The organism is Trinickia acidisoli, from assembly GCF_017315725.1.
In the GTDB taxonomy this organism is placed as follows: Bacteria; Pseudomonadota; Gammaproteobacteria; order Burkholderiales; family Burkholderiaceae; genus Trinickia; species Trinickia acidisoli.
In genome coordinates this window covers 3,028,786-3,045,166 of the sequence record NZ_JAFLRG010000001.1, presented here as the reverse complement: position 1 = coordinate 3,045,166, position 16,381 = coordinate 3,028,786, and the positions used below count along the sequence as shown (strand labels likewise).

The 16,381-nt window shown below is 64.0% G+C and carries 17 protein-coding genes; 9 read left to right on the top strand and 8 right to left on the bottom strand.

Annotation, left to right across the window (positions count from 1 at the left end; all coding sequences use genetic code 11):
- The first annotated feature begins 127 nt into the window (after window positions 1-127).
- Window positions 128-1,240 carry an ABC transporter substrate-binding protein gene (locus tag J3485_RS13885; protein WP_206953270.1) on the top strand — a complete coding sequence of 371 codons (1,113 nt, stop codon included), beginning with the start codon at window positions 128-130 and terminating at the stop codon, window positions 1,238-1,240.
- A 79-nt stretch (window positions 1,241-1,319) separates the two neighbouring features.
- Here the strand turns inward: J3485_RS13885 and J3485_RS13880 are convergent, their stop codons facing one another.
- The 3 genes from J3485_RS13880 to J3485_RS13870 all read right to left on the bottom strand — a co-directional run bounded on the left by J3485_RS13880 (window position 1,320) and on the right by J3485_RS13870 (window position 3,375).
- The gene (locus tag J3485_RS13880; RefSeq protein ID WP_206953267.1) at window positions 1,320-1,793 is read right to left on the bottom strand and encodes a nuclear transport factor 2 family protein; all 474 of its coding nucleotides are present in this window, start codon (window positions 1,791-1,793) and stop codon (window positions 1,320-1,322) included.
- A 176-nt stretch (window positions 1,794-1,969) separates the two neighbouring features.
- Window positions 1,970-2,263 carry a GYD domain-containing protein gene (locus J3485_RS13875; RefSeq protein ID WP_206955811.1) on the bottom strand — a complete coding sequence of 98 codons (294 nt, stop codon included), beginning with the start codon at window positions 2,261-2,263 and terminating at the stop codon, window positions 1,970-1,972.
- Window positions 2,264-2,460: 197 nt separating this feature from the next.
- Window positions 2,461-3,375, bottom strand: coding sequence for a LysR substrate-binding domain-containing protein (locus J3485_RS13870; protein ID WP_206953265.1), 915 nt, complete (start codon window positions 3,373-3,375; stop codon window positions 2,461-2,463).
- Window positions 3,376-3,548: 173 nt separating this feature from the next.
- On the opposite strand from J3485_RS13870, the gene J3485_RS13865 reads away from it, so the two are divergent.
- The 8 genes from J3485_RS13865 to J3485_RS13830 all read left to right on the top strand — a co-directional run bounded on the left by J3485_RS13865 (window position 3,549) and on the right by J3485_RS13830 (window position 11,705).
- On the top strand, window positions 3,549-4,877 hold the full coding sequence (locus tag J3485_RS13865; RefSeq protein ID WP_206953264.1) for an MFS transporter: 1,329 nt from the start codon (window positions 3,549-3,551) through the stop codon (window positions 4,875-4,877).
- Window positions 4,878-4,937: 60 nt separating this feature from the next.
- Window positions 4,938-6,197: a CaiB/BaiF CoA transferase family protein gene (locus J3485_RS13860; RefSeq protein ID WP_206953262.1), complete on the top strand. Its 1,260-nt coding sequence runs from the start codon at window positions 4,938-4,940 to the stop codon at window positions 6,195-6,197.
- A 40-nt stretch (window positions 6,198-6,237) separates the two neighbouring features.
- Complete coding sequence (gene scpB / locus J3485_RS13855) at window positions 6,238-7,038, top strand: methylmalonyl-CoA decarboxylase (protein WP_206953260.1); 801 nt, start codon at window positions 6,238-6,240, stop codon at window positions 7,036-7,038.
- Window positions 7,039-7,206: 168 nt separating this feature from the next.
- On the top strand, window positions 7,207-7,344 hold the full coding sequence (locus J3485_RS13850) for an entericidin A/B family lipoprotein (protein ID WP_206953258.1): 138 nt from the start codon (window positions 7,207-7,209) through the stop codon (window positions 7,342-7,344).
- A gap of 118 nt (window positions 7,345-7,462) precedes the next feature.
- Window positions 7,463-8,437: a class I SAM-dependent methyltransferase gene (locus tag J3485_RS13845; protein WP_206953256.1), complete on the top strand. Its 975-nt coding sequence runs from the start codon at window positions 7,463-7,465 to the stop codon at window positions 8,435-8,437.
- A 238-nt stretch (window positions 8,438-8,675) separates the two neighbouring features.
- On the top strand, window positions 8,676-8,918 hold the full coding sequence (locus tag J3485_RS13840) for a DUF3311 domain-containing protein (RefSeq protein WP_206953255.1): 243 nt from the start codon (window positions 8,676-8,678) through the stop codon (window positions 8,916-8,918).
- The gene (mctP, locus tag J3485_RS13835) at window positions 8,915-10,465 is read left to right on the top strand and encodes a monocarboxylate uptake permease MctP (RefSeq protein ID WP_206953248.1); all 1,551 of its coding nucleotides are present in this window, start codon (window positions 8,915-8,917) and stop codon (window positions 10,463-10,465) included. Before J3485_RS13840 ends, mctP begins: the two co-directional genes overlap by 4 nt.
- 121 nt (window positions 10,466-10,586) lie before the next feature.
- Window positions 10,587-11,705, top strand: coding sequence for an FUSC family protein (locus J3485_RS13830; RefSeq protein ID WP_309477015.1), 1,119 nt, complete (start codon window positions 10,587-10,589; stop codon window positions 11,703-11,705).
- Window positions 11,706-11,731: 26 nt separating this feature from the next.
- Here the strand turns inward: J3485_RS13830 and yjdN are convergent, their stop codons facing one another.
- From yjdN to J3485_RS13805, 5 genes are all read right to left on the bottom strand, one after another.
- On the bottom strand, window positions 11,732-12,151 hold the full coding sequence (gene yjdN, locus J3485_RS13825) for a VOC family metalloprotein YjdN (RefSeq protein WP_206953247.1): 420 nt from the start codon (window positions 12,149-12,151) through the stop codon (window positions 11,732-11,734).
- Window positions 12,152-12,182: 31 nt separating this feature from the next.
- Window positions 12,183-13,133: a transaldolase gene (gene tal, locus J3485_RS13820; protein WP_206953245.1), complete on the bottom strand. Its 951-nt coding sequence runs from the start codon at window positions 13,131-13,133 to the stop codon at window positions 12,183-12,185.
- A gap of 167 nt (window positions 13,134-13,300) precedes the next feature.
- Entirely contained in the window at window positions 13,301-14,524 is a 1,224-nt protein-coding gene (locus J3485_RS13815; protein ID WP_206953243.1) for a benzoate/H(+) symporter BenE family transporter, read from the bottom strand.
- Window positions 14,525-14,529: 5 nt separating this feature from the next.
- Window positions 14,530-15,705, bottom strand: coding sequence for a vWA domain-containing protein (locus tag J3485_RS13810; protein ID WP_206953241.1), 1,176 nt, complete (start codon window positions 15,703-15,705; stop codon window positions 14,530-14,532).
- 34 nt (window positions 15,706-15,739) lie between these two features.
- Window positions 15,740-16,330 carry a GNAT family N-acetyltransferase gene (locus tag J3485_RS13805; protein WP_206953239.1) on the bottom strand — a complete coding sequence of 197 codons (591 nt, stop codon included), beginning with the start codon at window positions 16,328-16,330 and terminating at the stop codon, window positions 15,740-15,742.
- Window positions 16,331-16,381: the final 51 nt, after the last annotated feature.

The window sequence follows — 16,381 nt, the reverse complement described above, 5'->3', positions numbered from 1 at the left end:
TTTTGTTCGGCCACGCCATGCTCCGGGAGTCAGTCATGTGCGAAATCCATCCCTTCGGACTCGACCTTCCGGCCTAGTCACCGGCATTTTCATTTCCCGCGACCTATCGCATGGGAGACCTTGACAGGTGGACACATCACAATCGCCATCCAGAGCGGAACGGATCGACGGGCCATCCGTCCGGATCGGTGCGCTTGTTCCGTTGAGCCGACCCGGCTGGATCGAGGCCGGTCGACACTTACTGGCTGGCCTCGATCTGGCCGCTCGGGAAGTGAACGTCACCGGCGGCATTCTTGGAAAGCCACTCGAACTGATCGTTCGAGACACCGCGGCTGATCCACAGCGGGCCACAGCGGCCGTGGATGAGTTGGCTCGCCTAGGCGCGGCCGCGTTGGCGGGGGAGTATCACAGCGTCGTCGCTCGCGCCGTAGCAGCCCGGGCCGATGCCCTCGGCCTGCCGTTCCTGTGCTCGTCAGCGGTTCTCGACGCACTCACCGAACAGCCGACGGATTGGGTCGCGCGCCTTGCTCCGGCACAGTCTCACGGTTGGCAGATCTACGCAGACTTCCTCCTCAGCGCGGGCCACCGTCGAATCGCCGTGGCAACTCAATCGAGTGTCTACTGGGCATCCGGGACCCGCATTCTGCGGGACTACCTTGCTCCGCGCGGGGGCACCGTCCTCGAACTCGACACGGGCGCGCGTGCGCCCAAGGTCGTGTGCGACGAACTGGTCGACCATCGCGTGACCGCTCTCCTTCTGCTGGTCGGCTACCCGGAGCCGGCGGTGCCGATCGTCAGGTCCGTTCGCCGCGATCCGCGTCTGGCCGGGATACTGATTGGCGCTCCGGCGGGGCAACCGGAGTTCGCCGAGTGGGCGACGTTGCTGGGGCGCGAGGGCACTTCGATTCCGTTCTTGCGCTACTTGCCCGAGCGCCTCAGCTCACTCGGTGTACGAGTCGATGCGGCCCTCCGAGAGCGATTGGCCGAAGCGCCCTCATTCGTCGCCTTCGAGGGCTACGACACGCTCACTGTCCTCGCCGATGTGTTGCGGTCCCAGGGCGTGGATCGGCCGCTCGGTACCGAGTCTTGGTCGCGCGTTGTCGTCGAAGGCACTCGAGGAAAGATCCAGTTCTCGCGAGCGCCAGGCATCAGCGTATGGCAATGGACTTGGCCACCCGTCCAAGTCGCTGATCGCGATCCCGATGAACCCACGCGCTTTCGGACCCTCTACGTCGCCTGAGCGCACGAAGAGGTCGTCGCTGGGGCCGCGGTTGAGGGTGCAACGGCACAGAGCGTTTGCGTTGGGCGCACGCGAGGTCTTACTGCCGCTTGGCCCGATAAGCCGCGAGACTGCTACTCGCTTGCGCTCGGATCGCGCGTTGCACGAAAGGTGTCCAGCCGAGCAAGGCCCCTTTCGGGCCGAGCGCTTGGCGCGCCCAGCGCCATAGATCGAAGTTGTCGCGATGCTCGACAATGCGCCCGTCACGAAACACAAAGCGCGCCTCGATCCGATTCACCACCGTGTGGCCGGTCTGACTGAACAGATAGCGCGCGACCCACTGCGCCCGCCCGGTCTGTTCGTTCGCGTCGACGTCGGCAAACGTCAAGGAAAACGCCTGCGCACGCTGCACCAGCATGCGCCACATATCGCGTGCGGACTCGCCGTGCAGCTCACCGAACACCGGATCGCTGAAGACGACGTCGTCGGCATAGCAGGCAACCATCGCCGTGGCGTCGCGCCGCTGAAAGGCCTCGTAGAAGCGTTGAATCAACTCGGTGTTGGGATGAGTCATCGTTAGTGTCGTTGTCGTTGTGAACGAGCCCGTGGCTCCACGCGATGGCGAGGCGCCGAGTAAGCGCAACGATATCGCAAAAATAGATGGCAGAAGCGCTGCCGCAACACAGGGGCGCAACGTATGGAGCGAGTCGACCTGTTATGTCGCGCCCGAGAAAGCGATGGCTCGCTCGCTTATTGGAGCTTGCCGAGAAGACCAGCGAATTCGTCTTTCGTGAATGCGCGGAGCGTTTGCGTGCGGACATTCCCCGCAGAGCCGAGTGCGAGACCAAATGACATGAAGCTTTGTTCGTCCGAAGCCTCCACGATCGTGACGATGTCATAGGCCCCCAATGTCCAGTAGATTTCCTTCATTTCGCAGCCAAAGGACTTGGCCATCTCCGCCGCCTGGGTGGCGCGCTGTGCGCTGTTTTTTACCGTACGAATACCCTGGTCGGTGAATTGTGCAAGAACCACGTAAGTCGCCATGACGATTCCCCTTACCAATACCTCGAATCGTGCTTCACGCATGCAGGCTCGACGGCCGTACCGTCGCTCGCGTCGAGCGCAAGCGCCCGCATGTAAGCTGATTCTAGGCAATGGAGCGTAAAGCGAGCGGCATGCGCGACGCGGCCTTCCACGTCTGGCGCGTGCGGCGGAGGCGGGCGTCTCGAGGCGCGCACACGCTAATTCGTCATCCACTCCGCTCGCTTCCCAAGGCTGTCGAACAGTTCGAGTAGGGTCGCCTTGACCTTTTGCACGGCGTTGCTCAGCAAGGCCGTATCGTGCCAGCAGAGCGATAGATCGCGCGAGAACAGCCGGTGATCGACCTTGGCCAGCTTGAGCTTGCGCTCATCGAGTTCGACATGCGCCGCCGTCCACGGCAGGATCGTCACGCCTAGCTTCGCCATCACCGCGGCGAACAGCAACGCGGTTGAACTCGCTTCGAAGAGAATCTCGCACGGCAGCCCGGCTTCGCGCAGCGCCCACTCGACGCGGCTGCGTATCGTATTCGGCGCGCTCGGCAGGATCAGCGGCATGCGGGCCAGTTCCGCAATCGCCACCGGCTCGCTCGGCATCGGAAATTCCGGCCACGCAATCAGGTACAGCGCTTCGGTGAGCAGACGCTGCGCGGCGACGCCGCGCGTTTCGACCGCGTCGACCACCACGGCAAGTTCCACGCGTCCGCTGCCGATCAGATTGCCGAGTTCGGCGCTCGGCGCCTCGACCAATTCCAGCGCGATGCCGGGGTAGCGGTCGCGAATCATGCGTGCGAGCGGAATCGCCACCATCCGCGCCGTGCTCGACGGCATGGCAACCGACACTCTGCCTTGCGGAAGCTCGTCATCCTGACGCAGCAGTTCGCGCGTGCTGTCGGCTTGCCGCAGCAATTCGACAGCGTGCCGATAAAGCGTTTGCCCGGCCGCGGTGGGTGCCACGCCCTGCACGCTGCGCTCGAGCAATTGCATGCCCAGATCGCGCTCCAGATTGCGCATCTGCTGGCTGATCGCAGGCTGCGCGATATGCAGCGCCTCGGCTGCTCGCGTGACGTTGCCGCACTCCACCACCTTCACGAAATACCGCAATTGCCGCAGGTCCATGCGCGCTCCGTGCCTCTTCATTTCATAACGAAATCAGCTTGAATCAGAGGAATATCATATTTTTCCTTTATCGATCACGTTTTTATACTGGCTCCACAAAAACCGAAGCGTGCCCGGCCTGACTGGTTGGCGCTGCTTCAGAACGGTCGGCGCAGGCTGGCCAGGAGACAAGGATGTCCAAAGTGATCGCTGCACCGGCGCAGGGGATCAAGCCCCGGCGCACGCCCCTTACCCGCGAGCAGATAGGCGGCTTCTGGGCGGTTTACGCGGGATGGGTGCTGGACGGTGTGGATTCGGTGATTTACGCGCTGGTGCTGATCCCGGCGCTGACCGAGTTGCTGCCCGTCTCGGGCATTGCCGCGACGCCGGGCAATCTGGGTATGTACGGCTCGATCCTGTTCGCACTGTTTCTGATCGGCTGGGGCCTGTCGTTCATCTGGGGGCCGCTCGCGGACCGCTTCGGCCGCGCCAAAACGCTGGCCGCGAGCATTCTGATCTACTCGGTGTTCACCGGCGCCGCGGCGCTCTCGCACAACGTCTGGGAACTGGCGGCATTCCGGCTGATTGCGGGCATCGGCGTGGGCGGCGAATGGGCGCTGGCCGGTACCTATGTCGCCGAGGGCTGGCCGGAAGATCGCCGCAAGATGGGCGCGGGCTATCTGCAGACCGGTTATTACCTCGGCTTCTTTCTCGCCGCTTTCCTGAACTATACGGTTGGCGCGACGTACGGTTGGCGCGCGATGTTCCTGTGCGGTCTCGCCCCCGCGTTGCTGGCGATCTTTACGGTGCTCAAGGTGAAGGAGCCGAACCGATGGCGCAAGGCCGCGCATGGCGTCGGTCATACGAATACGCCGACTGCGCCGGGCCGCGGGCCGTTGCTGGAGATCTTCGCACCGGCTTATCGACGCCGGACGCTGACCAGCGCCAGCCTCGTGGGTGTCGCGATCATCGGCTTGTGGGCCGGGTCGGTCTACGAAGCGAGCGCGGTCGTGACCCTAGCGAGGCGCGCCGGTATCGACACAATCGGCGCCGTGCATCTCGCATCGATCGGCGCGGCGCTGTTGTCGGTCGCGACGATTCTCGGCTGCCTGGCGGCGCCGTGGCTAGCGGAACGGCTCGGACGGCGGCTCGCGCTCGGCGCGTACTTCGCCGGCATGGCCGTGTCGATCGTGTTCGCGTTTGGCTGGGTCTTCTACCTACCGAATGGACTTGATGCCTTCATGGTGTCGCTGCTGTTCCTCGGGTTCTTCGGCGGCAATTTCGCGATCTTTTCGCTATGGCTGCCCGAGCAATATCCGACCAGGATCCGCGCGACCGCGTTTGCCTTCAATGCATCGGTGGGCCGCCTGCTTGGCGCGGGCGTGAATTTTCTGCTGGCTGCAGCGATTCATTGGCAAGGTTCGCTCGGACTGCCGGTTGCCTGGACAGCGGTGGCTTTTGCGATCGGCATGCTGATCTTGCCGTTCGCTGTCGAGACTCGTCATCAGACGCTGCCGGAATAGCGCCGCGTCGAGCGCATGCCGCGGACTATTCGCCGCGTTATCCATTCGTTGAGGAACGAAATGCAAGCGTTACAAGGAATCAAGGTCGTGGAGCTGAGCCGAGCGCTATCGGGGCCGTTCTGCTCGATGGTGCTGGCCGACCTCGGCGCGGACGTCGTCAAGGTCGAGCCGGGCCCGCGCGGTGACATGAGCCGAACTTGGGGGCCGTTCGACCGCGGCGTCAGTACCTACTATCTCTCCTGCAACCGCAACAAGCGCGGCGTGTGCATCGACTTTCGCCACCCGGAAGGATTGGCCGCGATCCACCGGCTGGTCGACGATGCCGACGTGGTGATCGAGAACTTCAAGCCCGGCACCATCGACAGCATGGGACTCGGCTACGACGTCCTCAGCGCACGCAATCCGCGGCTGGTGATGGGCAGCATCAACGCGTTCGGCGCCGATGGTCCGATGAGCGGCTGGCCGGGTTTCGATCAGATCGCGCAAGGCTATTCCGGGTTGATGAGCCTGACGGGTTTCGCCGATGGCGACCCCACGCGCACCGGCACCGCGATCGGCGACCTGAGCTCCGGCATGTGGCTCACGATGGCGATACTGTCCGCGTTATTGGAGCGTGAGCGAACCGGGCGCGGCCAGCATGTGACCACGTCGTTGCTCGCGAGTCTGGTGGGGCTGCTGAGCGTGCATGGTCAGCGCTACCTGAGCCTTGGCGATGTTGCACGTCGTACCGGCAACGCGCACGCGGTGATCGCGCCTTACGGCGTGTTCGACACCGCTGACGGCCCGCTCAACATTGCGCCGATCACGTCGGATATGTGGTTGCGCCTGTGCCAATTGCTCGATTTGCCGACGTTGCCGGACGATCCGCGCTTCGCGACCAACGAAGCCCGAGTGGCGCATCGCGATGAGTTGAAGATTGCGTTGGAAGGGCGCTTGAAGACGCGCGGCAAACGGGAGTGGACTGAACTTTTTATCGACGCTGGGCTGCCCGCCGGCCCGATCAATACGGTGGATGAAGTGTTCGACGATCCACAGGTGCAGCATTGCCGGTTGGTGGAAACGCTCGAGCACCCAACGCTCGGCGCGCTGCGTCAGGTCGTGACGCCTTTGTCGAGTTCAGGGGCGGCGGGCGATGCTCCGCGTCACGTCAGCCGGCATGCGCCGCCGGGCCTCGGCGAACATACGGTCGACGTATTGCGCGAGGCGGGTTTCGATGAGGTGTCGATTCAGGCACTGCTCGCCGCTAAAGCGATACATCAACAGGGCGAGTATTCACCGCTGGAGAGGGCCGTGGAACGCGCGGCCGGAGTAACGCAATGATGAGACCGAAAAACTTGGAACATGCTGTCGAGGGCACACAATGAGCACACCGAACGCTACGCCGTTTACGGTAACGGTCGATATCGTGGATGAACGGATCGCACGCTTGACGTTCGGCCATCCTACGCGCCGCAATGCCCTTAGCGCGGCGTTGTTGCGCGAGCTCGACGCGCAGCTCGTCGATCTTGCGACCCGGCGAATACCGGTCGTGATACTGGGCAGCGGCGTTGGGCAGGACGTTTGGAGCGCGGGCCACGACCTCGGAGAGTTGGTGCACGATCGCGACCCCATCGCCCACGGCAAGCCGTTGGAGCAGGTGTTGCGTCGCGTCCGCGCGTACCCTGGCGTGGTGATCGCGATGGTGTCGGGCTCCGCGTGGGGTGGCGCGGTCGATCTGGCGATGAGTTGCGACCTCGTCGTTGCCGACGATAGCGCGCGTTTCACGATGACCCCGGCGACCATCGGCTTGCCCTACACGATGAGCGGCCTGCTGCGCTTCTTCAACAACATGCCGATTCACGTATTGAAGGAGATGTTCTTCAGTGCGCAGCCACTCGATGCGGCGCGTGCGGAACGCTTCGGCGTGATCAATCGTTTGGTCGACGCTGACAAACTGGAAGCAACGGCCCTTGAATTGGCGCGCGCAATCGCAAGCAAAGCGCCGCTCGCGATCCGGGCCGTGAAGGAACAACTGCGGATACTCGAAGATCTGCAACCGATGCCCGTTCAGGCGATGGAACAGATTGCCGAGCTGCGCCGGCAGGCATGCGAAAGCGCGGATTTCAGCGAAGGGTTGATTGCGTTTTCGGAGAGGCGACCGGCGGCGTTTGGCGGGAGGTAGAAGATTGGCGATCGGGCACGCCGATTGCTGCCCTTACTGCGTGGCGCAAGCGCGCCGCTTCCTACTCCAGGCATGGAGTGAAACACAATCCGCGGCGAGCGTCGATGCAGCGGAGCGAGCCGCTGCACGCCCACGCCCAACCGCTCGTCTTGCCAAGGGAGAACTCTCATGACACGACTCATTGCACTCCTGTTGCTTGCTTGCACTGTTTCGCTGACGGCCTGCAATACCGTGGCCGGCGCGGGTCAGGACATTTCGAACGGCGGTCATGCCATCACCAGATCGGCCGAGAGTCATTCCGACTAGCCGCGGCCAAAGTGGCTAGCGGTGCTGTCGAGCGCAAGCTGCGCGAGGGTCCGGACGTTCGTCAGTGCTATCCTCTCGTCCGATTCAACCCAGCGCTTCGACGCGCACCATTCTTTCCATGACCGATCTCATCAAGCGCGCTTCGGCCGAAGCGCGCGCGTTCGCACGCAGCCAACGCGACGAGGAGCGGGGCTTGCGCACGCGCCGTGCGCAAGCCGCTTCCTCTTCTTCCAAACGCCACTCGCGGTCATCGCGCGCCGAGGCTTCCGACGATTTCCAACACGACGCACCGCGCATCGAGCTGCCGCGCAAGCCGCGTTTTGCGCCCGTTACGTTCTCGGAGGAACGCGGCGTGCGCTATCTGCACTTCGGCACGGAGTGGGTGCAAGGCGCGATGCGCATCAACAAGCCCGATCGGATCGAGCTCGAATATGCGCAGCAAATGATGGCGTGGCTGCTTTTTCTCGAAACGCCGAAGCGTGTCGTGCAACTTGGCCTCGGCGCGGCCGCCCTGACGAAGTTCGCCTACCGTTTCCTGCCGCGCGCGCGGGTGGAAGCGGTCGAACTCAATCCCGCCGTCGTTGTCGCGGCACGCACGATGTTCGCGCTGTCGCCCGACGATGCGCGTCTGACTGTGCATGAGACCGACGCCTGGGATTTCGTCAACGACCGCGCGAACCACGGCACGGTCGGCGCGCTGCAGGTCGATCTTTACGATGCGACGGCCCGCGGCCCGGTGCACGACACCGTCGCGTTCTATCGCGCCGTGCGCGCATGCTTGAGCGGAGCGGGCATCGCCACGATCAACTTGTTCGGCGATCATCCGAGCTTCGTGCGCAACATGAAGCACTTGAACGCGGCCTTCGACGGCCGCGTGATCGCGCTGCCCGAAGTGCACGAGGGCAATCGCATCGCGCTCGCGTTCTCGGGCCCGGCGATCGAGCTGCCGTACGCCGCGCTCGTGGGCCGCGCCAAGCTGATCGAGGACAAGCTCGGCTTGCCGGCACGGCGTTGGGTGAAGGCGCTGCGCGAAGTGGACGCATTGCGCACCCCTTATGCACCGTCGCTCGCAGCCGATATCTTCACTATTTGATCGACGAGCGCGCCTCGCCCAGCCTTCCTCGCGCCGGGCGCGTCTTGCCGGCGATTCGCGCCCCCGGGGTCTGCCCGGCTTGACCGCTCCCACAACGCTCTTATACTCTTCCCAGGCTTAATAAGCTGAAGGATGCTGGCCGGTCGCGCTCCATGCGGGTTTCGAGCCGGTCGAGATTCGGGCCATCCCCCCCAAGGGGATGTCTCGCGGGGTGATAAAGAGTAAAAGAGGAGACGTCATGGCTCACAATGCCGACGCCAATCGAGCCTCCAAGCACTGGCTCTGGCTGCTGGTAGTGCCCTGGATCGCCATGATCTGGGTGCCGTCGTACAACAAGGTCGACCCGCAACTGTGGGGCTTCCCATTCTTCTATTGGTACCAGTTGTTCTGGGTGTTAGCGAGCGCTGTCATCACGGCCGTCGTCTATTTCAAGACAAAAACGCGTTCGAAGCCGGGCGCCTCTGCCGGAGACGCTCGATGAACGCCACAGCAACATTCGTTTTCGTTCTATTTTTCGTCGGGGTGACGATCCTCGGCTTCGTCGCCGCTCACTGGCGGCGCGGTGATCTCAACCACTTGGAAGAGTGGGGCCTCGGCGGCCGCCGCTTCGGCACGATCGTCACGTGGTTCCTGCTCGGTGGAGACTTGTACACGGCCTATACGTTCGTGGCCGTGCCGGCCCTCGTGTTCGGCGCCGGCGCGACGGGCTTTTTCGCGTTGCCCTACACGATCCTCATCTATCCGTTCGCGTTCGTCGTGTTTCCGAAGTTGTGGACGGTCGCCAAGCGTCACGGCTACGTGACGTCGGCCGACTTCGTCAGCGCCCGCTACGGCAGCCGCACGTTGGCGCTGGCCGTGGCCGTGACGGGTATCGTCGCGACGATGCCTTATATCGCGCTGCAGCTCCTCGGGATCGAAGTGGTGATCGGTGGCCTCGGCTTCGACACGTCGGGCTTCGTCGGCGATTTGCCGCTCATCATCGCCTTTGCGATTCTCGCCGCCTATACCTACACGTCGGGTCTGCGCGCCCCGGCCATGATCGCGGTCGTCAAGGACTTGCTGATCTACATCACGATCATCGCGGCGATCATCGTCATTCCGGCGCAGCTCGGCGGCTTCGGCCACATCTTCAGCGCCGTGCCGCATGCGAAGCTGCTGCTCAAGGCGCCCGACGCCGCGAGCCTGAACGGCTATAGCGCTTACGCGACACTGGCCGTCGGGTCGGCGCTCGCGCTGTTCCTGTACCCGCACTCGATCACGGCGATCCTGTCTTCGTCCTCGAGCAACTCGATTCGCCGCAACATGGCGATGTTGCCCGCGTACTCGCTCGTGCTCGGCTTGCTTGCGCTGCTCGGCTACATGGCGCTCGCATCGGGGGTGAAGGACATGCCCGAGTTCGCGCCGTACTTCAAGGCGTTCGGTCCGAACTTTGCCGTGCCGGCCCTGTTCCTGCACTTCTTCCCGTCATGGTTCGTCGGGGTGGCGTTCGCGGCGATCGCGATCGGTGCACTCGTTCCCGCCGCGATCATGTCGATTGCCGCGTCGAACCTGTACACGCGCAACATCCATCGCGAGTTCGTCAACCGCAATATGACGCACGAGCAGGAAACGAGCGTTGCCAAGCTCGTGTCGCTGATCGTCAAGGTTGGCGCCGTCGCCTTCATTCTGGGCCTGCCGCTCACCTACGCGATTCAGCTTCAACTGCTCGGCGGGATCTGGATCATCCAGACGCTGCCTGCGATCGTGCTCGGCCTCTATACGCGCAAGCTCGATTCGCGCGGTCTGCTGGCCGGCTGGGCGGCGGGCATCGCGGTGGGCACCTGGATGGCGGGGTCGCTGGGGCTCAAGAGTTCGATCTACGCGATCCATATCGGCGGCCACGCGATTCCAGGGTATGCGGCCGTGTGGTCGCTCGTCGTGAACCTCGTCGTGGCGATCGTCGTCAGCGCCGCGGTACGCGTGATCGGCATGAGCCGTGCCGAAGATCGTACGCGTCCGGAGGACTACCTCGACGCAGTGGAAGGCTGATGCGCGGCACGCGTCGTTCGCTCATGACGAGCGGCGCGTATGCGGCGATTCGAAACGAGGGCGGCCGCGTGCTGCCCTTTTTCGTATCCGTCGCGCCGCCGCGCTGCCAGGAAATTCCATCGTGAGCCACCGTTTTCGTCCTTTCCGATGGCTGACGACGTTGCTTCCGCGCGCCGTCGTCTCGCCGTACTGCCGGTTCCGGCATGCGGGCGTGCTGCATGGCGTTCGCGTCGGGCTCGCGATGCTCGTCTCGATCCTCGTCACGACGGGCATTCATGTCCCGAACGGCATTTGGGCTTCGGTGACGGTGCTCGTCGTCATCGGCGGCTTGCAGCATCACGGCAACATTCGCAAGAAGGCTGCCGATCGCGCGCTCGGGACGACGCTCGGCGCCTTCGTCGGGCTCGTGTTGATCGCTCAACTGCACGTGATCGGTTCGATGCCGCTCACTTACGTGCTGATGGCGATCGCGGCCGGCGTCTGCGGTTATTACGCGATCGGTGAAGCCGGCTATATCGCGCTCTTGACGGCCATCACGATCTGCATCGTGGCAGGGCATGGCGGCAGCACGATCGAAACGGGCCTGTGGCGTACGCTGAACGTGCTGATCGGCATTGCGATCGCGCTTGCGTTTTCATTCGCCTTGCCGCTGTACGCGACCTACTCTTGGCGCTATCTGCTCGCACGCAATCTGCGCGATTGCGCGCGCATCCGCGAACGCATCGCGTGCGGTCGTCCGCTCGACGTCGAGGCACACGTCGCGGCCTTCGCCGCCTTGAACGGCCGGCTGGTCAAGCTGCGCTCGCTGATGCCCTCCGTGGCGAAAGAGGTCGATATTCCCTTGAAGCGGCTGGAGGCCATCCAACGCTTGCATCGCTCAACGCTGAGCGCGCTCGAAATGATGTCGACGAGCGCGGCGATGCATCCGGCGGCGGCGGGAGAGACCGACGATCACGCCCGCGCCGAACGGGCTTGCTTGTTGACGATGGCGCGGGCGTTGCGCTTCGGCTCCGAATCGCGCGCGGGGCAGCGCTTGGCCGCGACGCCGTCCGGGGCGGAAGGCGCGCACGTTGGTCCGGCGAGGGGGGCGCCCGACGAAACGCTGCCGGGGCCGCGCTGGATCGCTCAATGGTTTGCGGAGCAAGTCGATGCGCTCAGAGGGCTGCTCGCCGAGACGGAGCCGCACTGGCACATCGAAGGGGACATTGCGGCCAGCGCGCAGATGCGCCGCCCGCGCTGAGTCGAGCAAGCGGAACAACTGCGCGCTCAAGGCTCCTTGTTTTCGACGTTGACCATCCACGGCACGCCGAATTTGTCGGTGACCGTGCCGAAACCCTTGGCCCAGAACGTCGGCTGCCAGGCAAAGCGCACTTGGCCGCCCTGCGCGAGCGCATCGAAAATCTTTTCCCCCTTGGCCACGCTGTCGAGCGACACCGAAATGCTGAAGCCGGAATAGGCGGGCGGCGTGGTGTCGGTCGGCATGCCGTCGGTGGCCATCAGCGTGGTCTGCCCGACCTTGAACGATGCGTGCATGATGCGCTCGCCCGCTTCGCCCTCGGCCGCATACTCGGCGGGCGCGTCCTTGTTGCGCATCTTGAACGTGACCTCGGCGCCGAGCGCCTGCTCGTAGAACGCGAGCGCTTCGTCGCAGCGGCCGTAGAAGTACAGATAAGGTTGAACCACCATCATCGTCTCCTTCTGGCGGGGGAAATGCACCTCAACGCAGCGAGTCGATCAACTTTTCGAGCTTGATCGCGTCGGCCGCGAATGTGCGGATGCCTTCGGCAAGCTTTTCGGTTCCCATGGCATCGTCGTTGAGTTGGAAACGGAACGACGACTCGTCGACGGCAATGCGCTCGATCGCTTCGCCGGACGCCTTGTCCGAGAGCTTGCGCTCGACCGGGTCATTGCTGTCGTGCAGCTTTTGCAGCAGATCGGGGCTGATCGTCAGCAAGTCGCAGCCCGCCAACTCGACGATCTGGCTCGTCGTGCGGAAGCTCGCGCCCATCACCTCGGTGTCGTAGCCGAAGTGCTTGTAGTAGGCGTAGATGCGACGCACCGATTGCACGCCCGGATCGTTGGCGCCGCCCATTTTTGCCTCATCCCAGTCGCTGCCTGCCTGCTTCTTGTACCAATCGTAGATGCGGCCGACGAACGGCGAGATCAGCTTCGCGCCAGCCTCCGCGCAGGCCGCCGCCTGCACCGGGGAGAACAGCAACGTCATGTTGCAGTTCACGCCTTCCTTTTGCAGCGCCTCGGCAGCGCGCACCCCTTCCCAGGTCGACGCGAGCTTGATCAGCACACGCTCGCGCTCGATGCCCGCCGCTTTGTAGAGCTTGATGATCTCGTGCGCTTTGTCGATCGAGCGTTGGGCGTCGAACGAGAGCCGCGCGTCGACTTCGGTTGACACGCGCCCAGGAATGATCTTGAGGATTTCGCAGCCGAAGGCGATCAGCAAGTGATCGATGATCGCGGTGGCCGGTTTGCTCGCGTGCTCGCGCACCGTTTTCTCGAGCAGCGGCTTGTAGGCGTCTTTTTGGACCGCTTTGAGGATCAGCGAGGGGTTCGTGGTGGCATCGCGCGGTTTGTATTGCGCGAGCTGCTGGAAGTCGCCGGTGTCCGCGACGACGATCGTGTACTGCTTTAGTTGGTCGAGAGCATTGGTCATGGCTGGTTCTCTGACGCTAAGCGCCTGCGGGATGGTTGGGATAAGGGTCGAACCGCCAAAAACGGTTCGCGGTTCGACCCGGTACGAATAAGCCTATTTTAGGCCTGCTGCGCGCGAGTGGGCGCGGCGGGCGCAATCGGTGCCGGGCGGTAGCGGTTGGCTCATGCCTAGGTACGCCGCGCATTGAGCACGACTTGCGTGATGATGCCTGCGGTGAGCCCCCAAAAAGCCGAGCCGATCGAGAGCAGCGTGAGCCCCGAGGCCGTCACCATGAACGTCACGAGCGCCGCTTCGCGCTCGCGGACGTTGCTCATCGCGTTCGTGAGGCCGCTCATGATCGAGCCGAACAGCGCGAGCGCGGCCACTGAAACGACGAGCGCTTTGGGCAAGGCCGCGAACAGGGCGGCGATTGTCGCGCCGAAGATGCCGGCGACGAGGTAGAACAAGCCGCACCAGATCGCGGCCGTGTAGCGCTTGGTCCGGTCCTCGTGCGCTTCGGGGCCGGTGCAGATGGCGGCGGTGATCGCCGCGAGCGTGATGCCGTGCGAGCCGAACGGAGCCAGCACGAGCGAGGCGATGCCGGTCGTCGAAATGAGCGGCGCCGACGGCGGGGTGTAGCCGTCGGCGCGCAGCACGGCGAGCCCCGGCATGTTTTGCGACGCCATGGCGACGACGAACAGGGGCACGCCAAGGCTCACGGCGGCCGACAGCGTGAAGTGCGGCATCGTGAACACCGGATGCGCGAGCGCGACGTGAAAATGGCTGAAGTCGATGAGCCCGAGCACGGCCGCTGTCGCGGTGCCGACGACGAGCGTCGTCAAGATCGCATAGCGCGGCGCAAGGCGTTTCACGAACAGGTAGACGAAGAACATCGTCAGTACGAGCGTCGTTTGATACTGAGCCGCATGGAAGATCTCGATGCCGATTTCGAACAGAATGCCCGCGAGCAGCGCTGCCGCGATGCCGGCCGGCACACGCTTCATGAGTGCGTCGAACCAGCCCGTGAGCCCGACGGCCGTGATCAGGACCGCGCAGACGATGAAGGCGCCGATCGCGTCGGCATACGGCACGTGCGGCAGCGCCGCGATCAAGAGCGCGGCGCCCGGAGTCGAGTAGGCGACCACGACGGGCGTGCGAAAGCGCAGCGAGAGCAGGATCGTCGAGAACGCCATGCCGATCGAGAGCGCCCAGATCCACGACGAGACCTGCGCGTCCGACAACTGCGCGGCGCGGCCGGCCTGGAAGACGAGCACGAGCGAGCTCGTATAGCCCGTCATCATCGCGACGAAGCCCGCGACGATCGAATGCAGCGACGTATCGGCGAACGGTTGCAAAAGCGCGCGGCGGATCGTGGGCGGGCCGGGCAGATCGGGGGTGGAAGGGGAAGTCATCGGGGCTATTTGCTGAGCCTGCGCATCGCGGTTTCGAGCCCGGCGAGCGTCAGCGGATACATGCGCTCGCCGAGCAACTGACGGATGACCGCCACGGATTGGCGATATTCCCACAACGCTTCCGGCTCGGGGTTGAGCCACGCATGGTGCGGGAATCGATCGGCGAGCCGCCGCAGCCAGACCGCGCCGGCCTCGGGATTGTTGTATTCGACGGAACCGCCCGCTTGCAGCACTTCGTACGGGCTCATCGTGGCGTCGCCGACGAAGATGAGCTTGTAGTCGGGCGTGTACTTGTGCAGCAGGTCCCAGGTCGGCATGCGCTCGACGTGCCGGCGCCGGTTGTTTTTCCACAAGTGGTCGTAGACGCAGTTGTGGAAGTAATAGAACTCGAGATGCTTGAACTGCGCTTTCGCCGCGGAGAACAGTTCCTCGGTGCGCTTGATGTGATCGTCCATCGAGCCGCCGACGTCGAGCAGCATCAGCACTTTCACGGTGTTGTGCCGCTCGGGCACCATCTTCAGATCGAGCCAGCCCGCGTTCGCCGCCGTGCTGCGAATCGTATTGGGCAGATCGAGTTCGTCGGCCGCGCCTTCGCGCGCGAAGCGGCGCAGCCGCCGCAGGGCGACCTTGATGTTACGCGTGCCGATTTCGACTTGATCGTCGTAATCGCGATAGGCGCGCGTTTCCCAAACCTTGACGGCGGTTCGGTTGCCGGCGGATTGTCCGCCCATGCGAATGCCTTCGGGGTTGTAGCCGCCGTTGCCGAACGGCGACGTGCCGCCCGTGCCGATCCATTTATTGCCGCCCTCGTGACGTCCCTTTTGCTCGTCGAACAGCGCTTTGAGCCGCTCCATCAGCTTGTCGATTCCGCCCATCGCGTCGATTTGCGCTTTCTCTTCGGCCGTGAGCTCGCGGCGTAGGCGCTGCTCGAGCCAGTCGAGCGGCAACGCGAAGGCCGCATCGGTTAGCTGCTGTACGCCGCGAAAGTAGGCGCCGAACGCTTGATCGAATTTGTCGAAGTAGCGTTCGTCCTTGATCAGCACGAGGCGCGCGAGGTAGTAGAACTCGTCGAGCGAAGGCCCGATCACGCGCTCGCGCAGCGCCTCGAGGAGCGTCAAGTATTCTTTGACCGACACCGGCAACCGAGCCGCGCGCAGCGTGTAGAAAAAGTCGATCAGCATGCCGATGCCTTCGAATAGCGATGCGCCTGACGCCCTAGCGCCCGAGCTTGAACAGCAGGTTCTGCCGCACGGCCGGCCATTCCGATTCGATGATCGAAAAGACCACGGTATCGCGATAGATGCCGTCGCGGCCGATCTGATGGTTGCGCAAGATGCCGTCCTGCTTGGCGCCGAGCCGCGCGATGGCGGCGCGCGAGCGATGATTCATGACGTGCGTGCGAAACTCGACGGCGATGGCGCGCAACACGTCGAACGAATGGCGCAGCAGTAGATACTTCGCCTCGGTATTGAGCGGCGAGCGCTGGCATCGCTTCGCATACCAGGTGGCGCCGATCTCGAGCCGGCGATGCGTGGCCTCGACGTTCAACAGCCGCGTGGTGCCGACGACTTCGCTCGTTCTCGCTTCGCGCACCGCGAACGGCGTCGCGCTGCCGCGCTCGGCCAAGTCGAGCGCCGTTTCGACGTACTCGCGCTCGTTGCCCGGCGCAGGCACGCTCGTGAACCACAGCTTCCACAACTCCCCGTCCGCGGCGGCTTGCGCGAGTGCGGGCGCGTGCTCGAGCGTGAGGGGTTCCAGCACGACATGTTCGCCCTGCAGCGTGACGGGCTCGATCCAGCGGGGCATGCGACGGTCTCCTCGTAGCTCGTACGGCAGCGCTGCCGCGGCGCGGCTTGC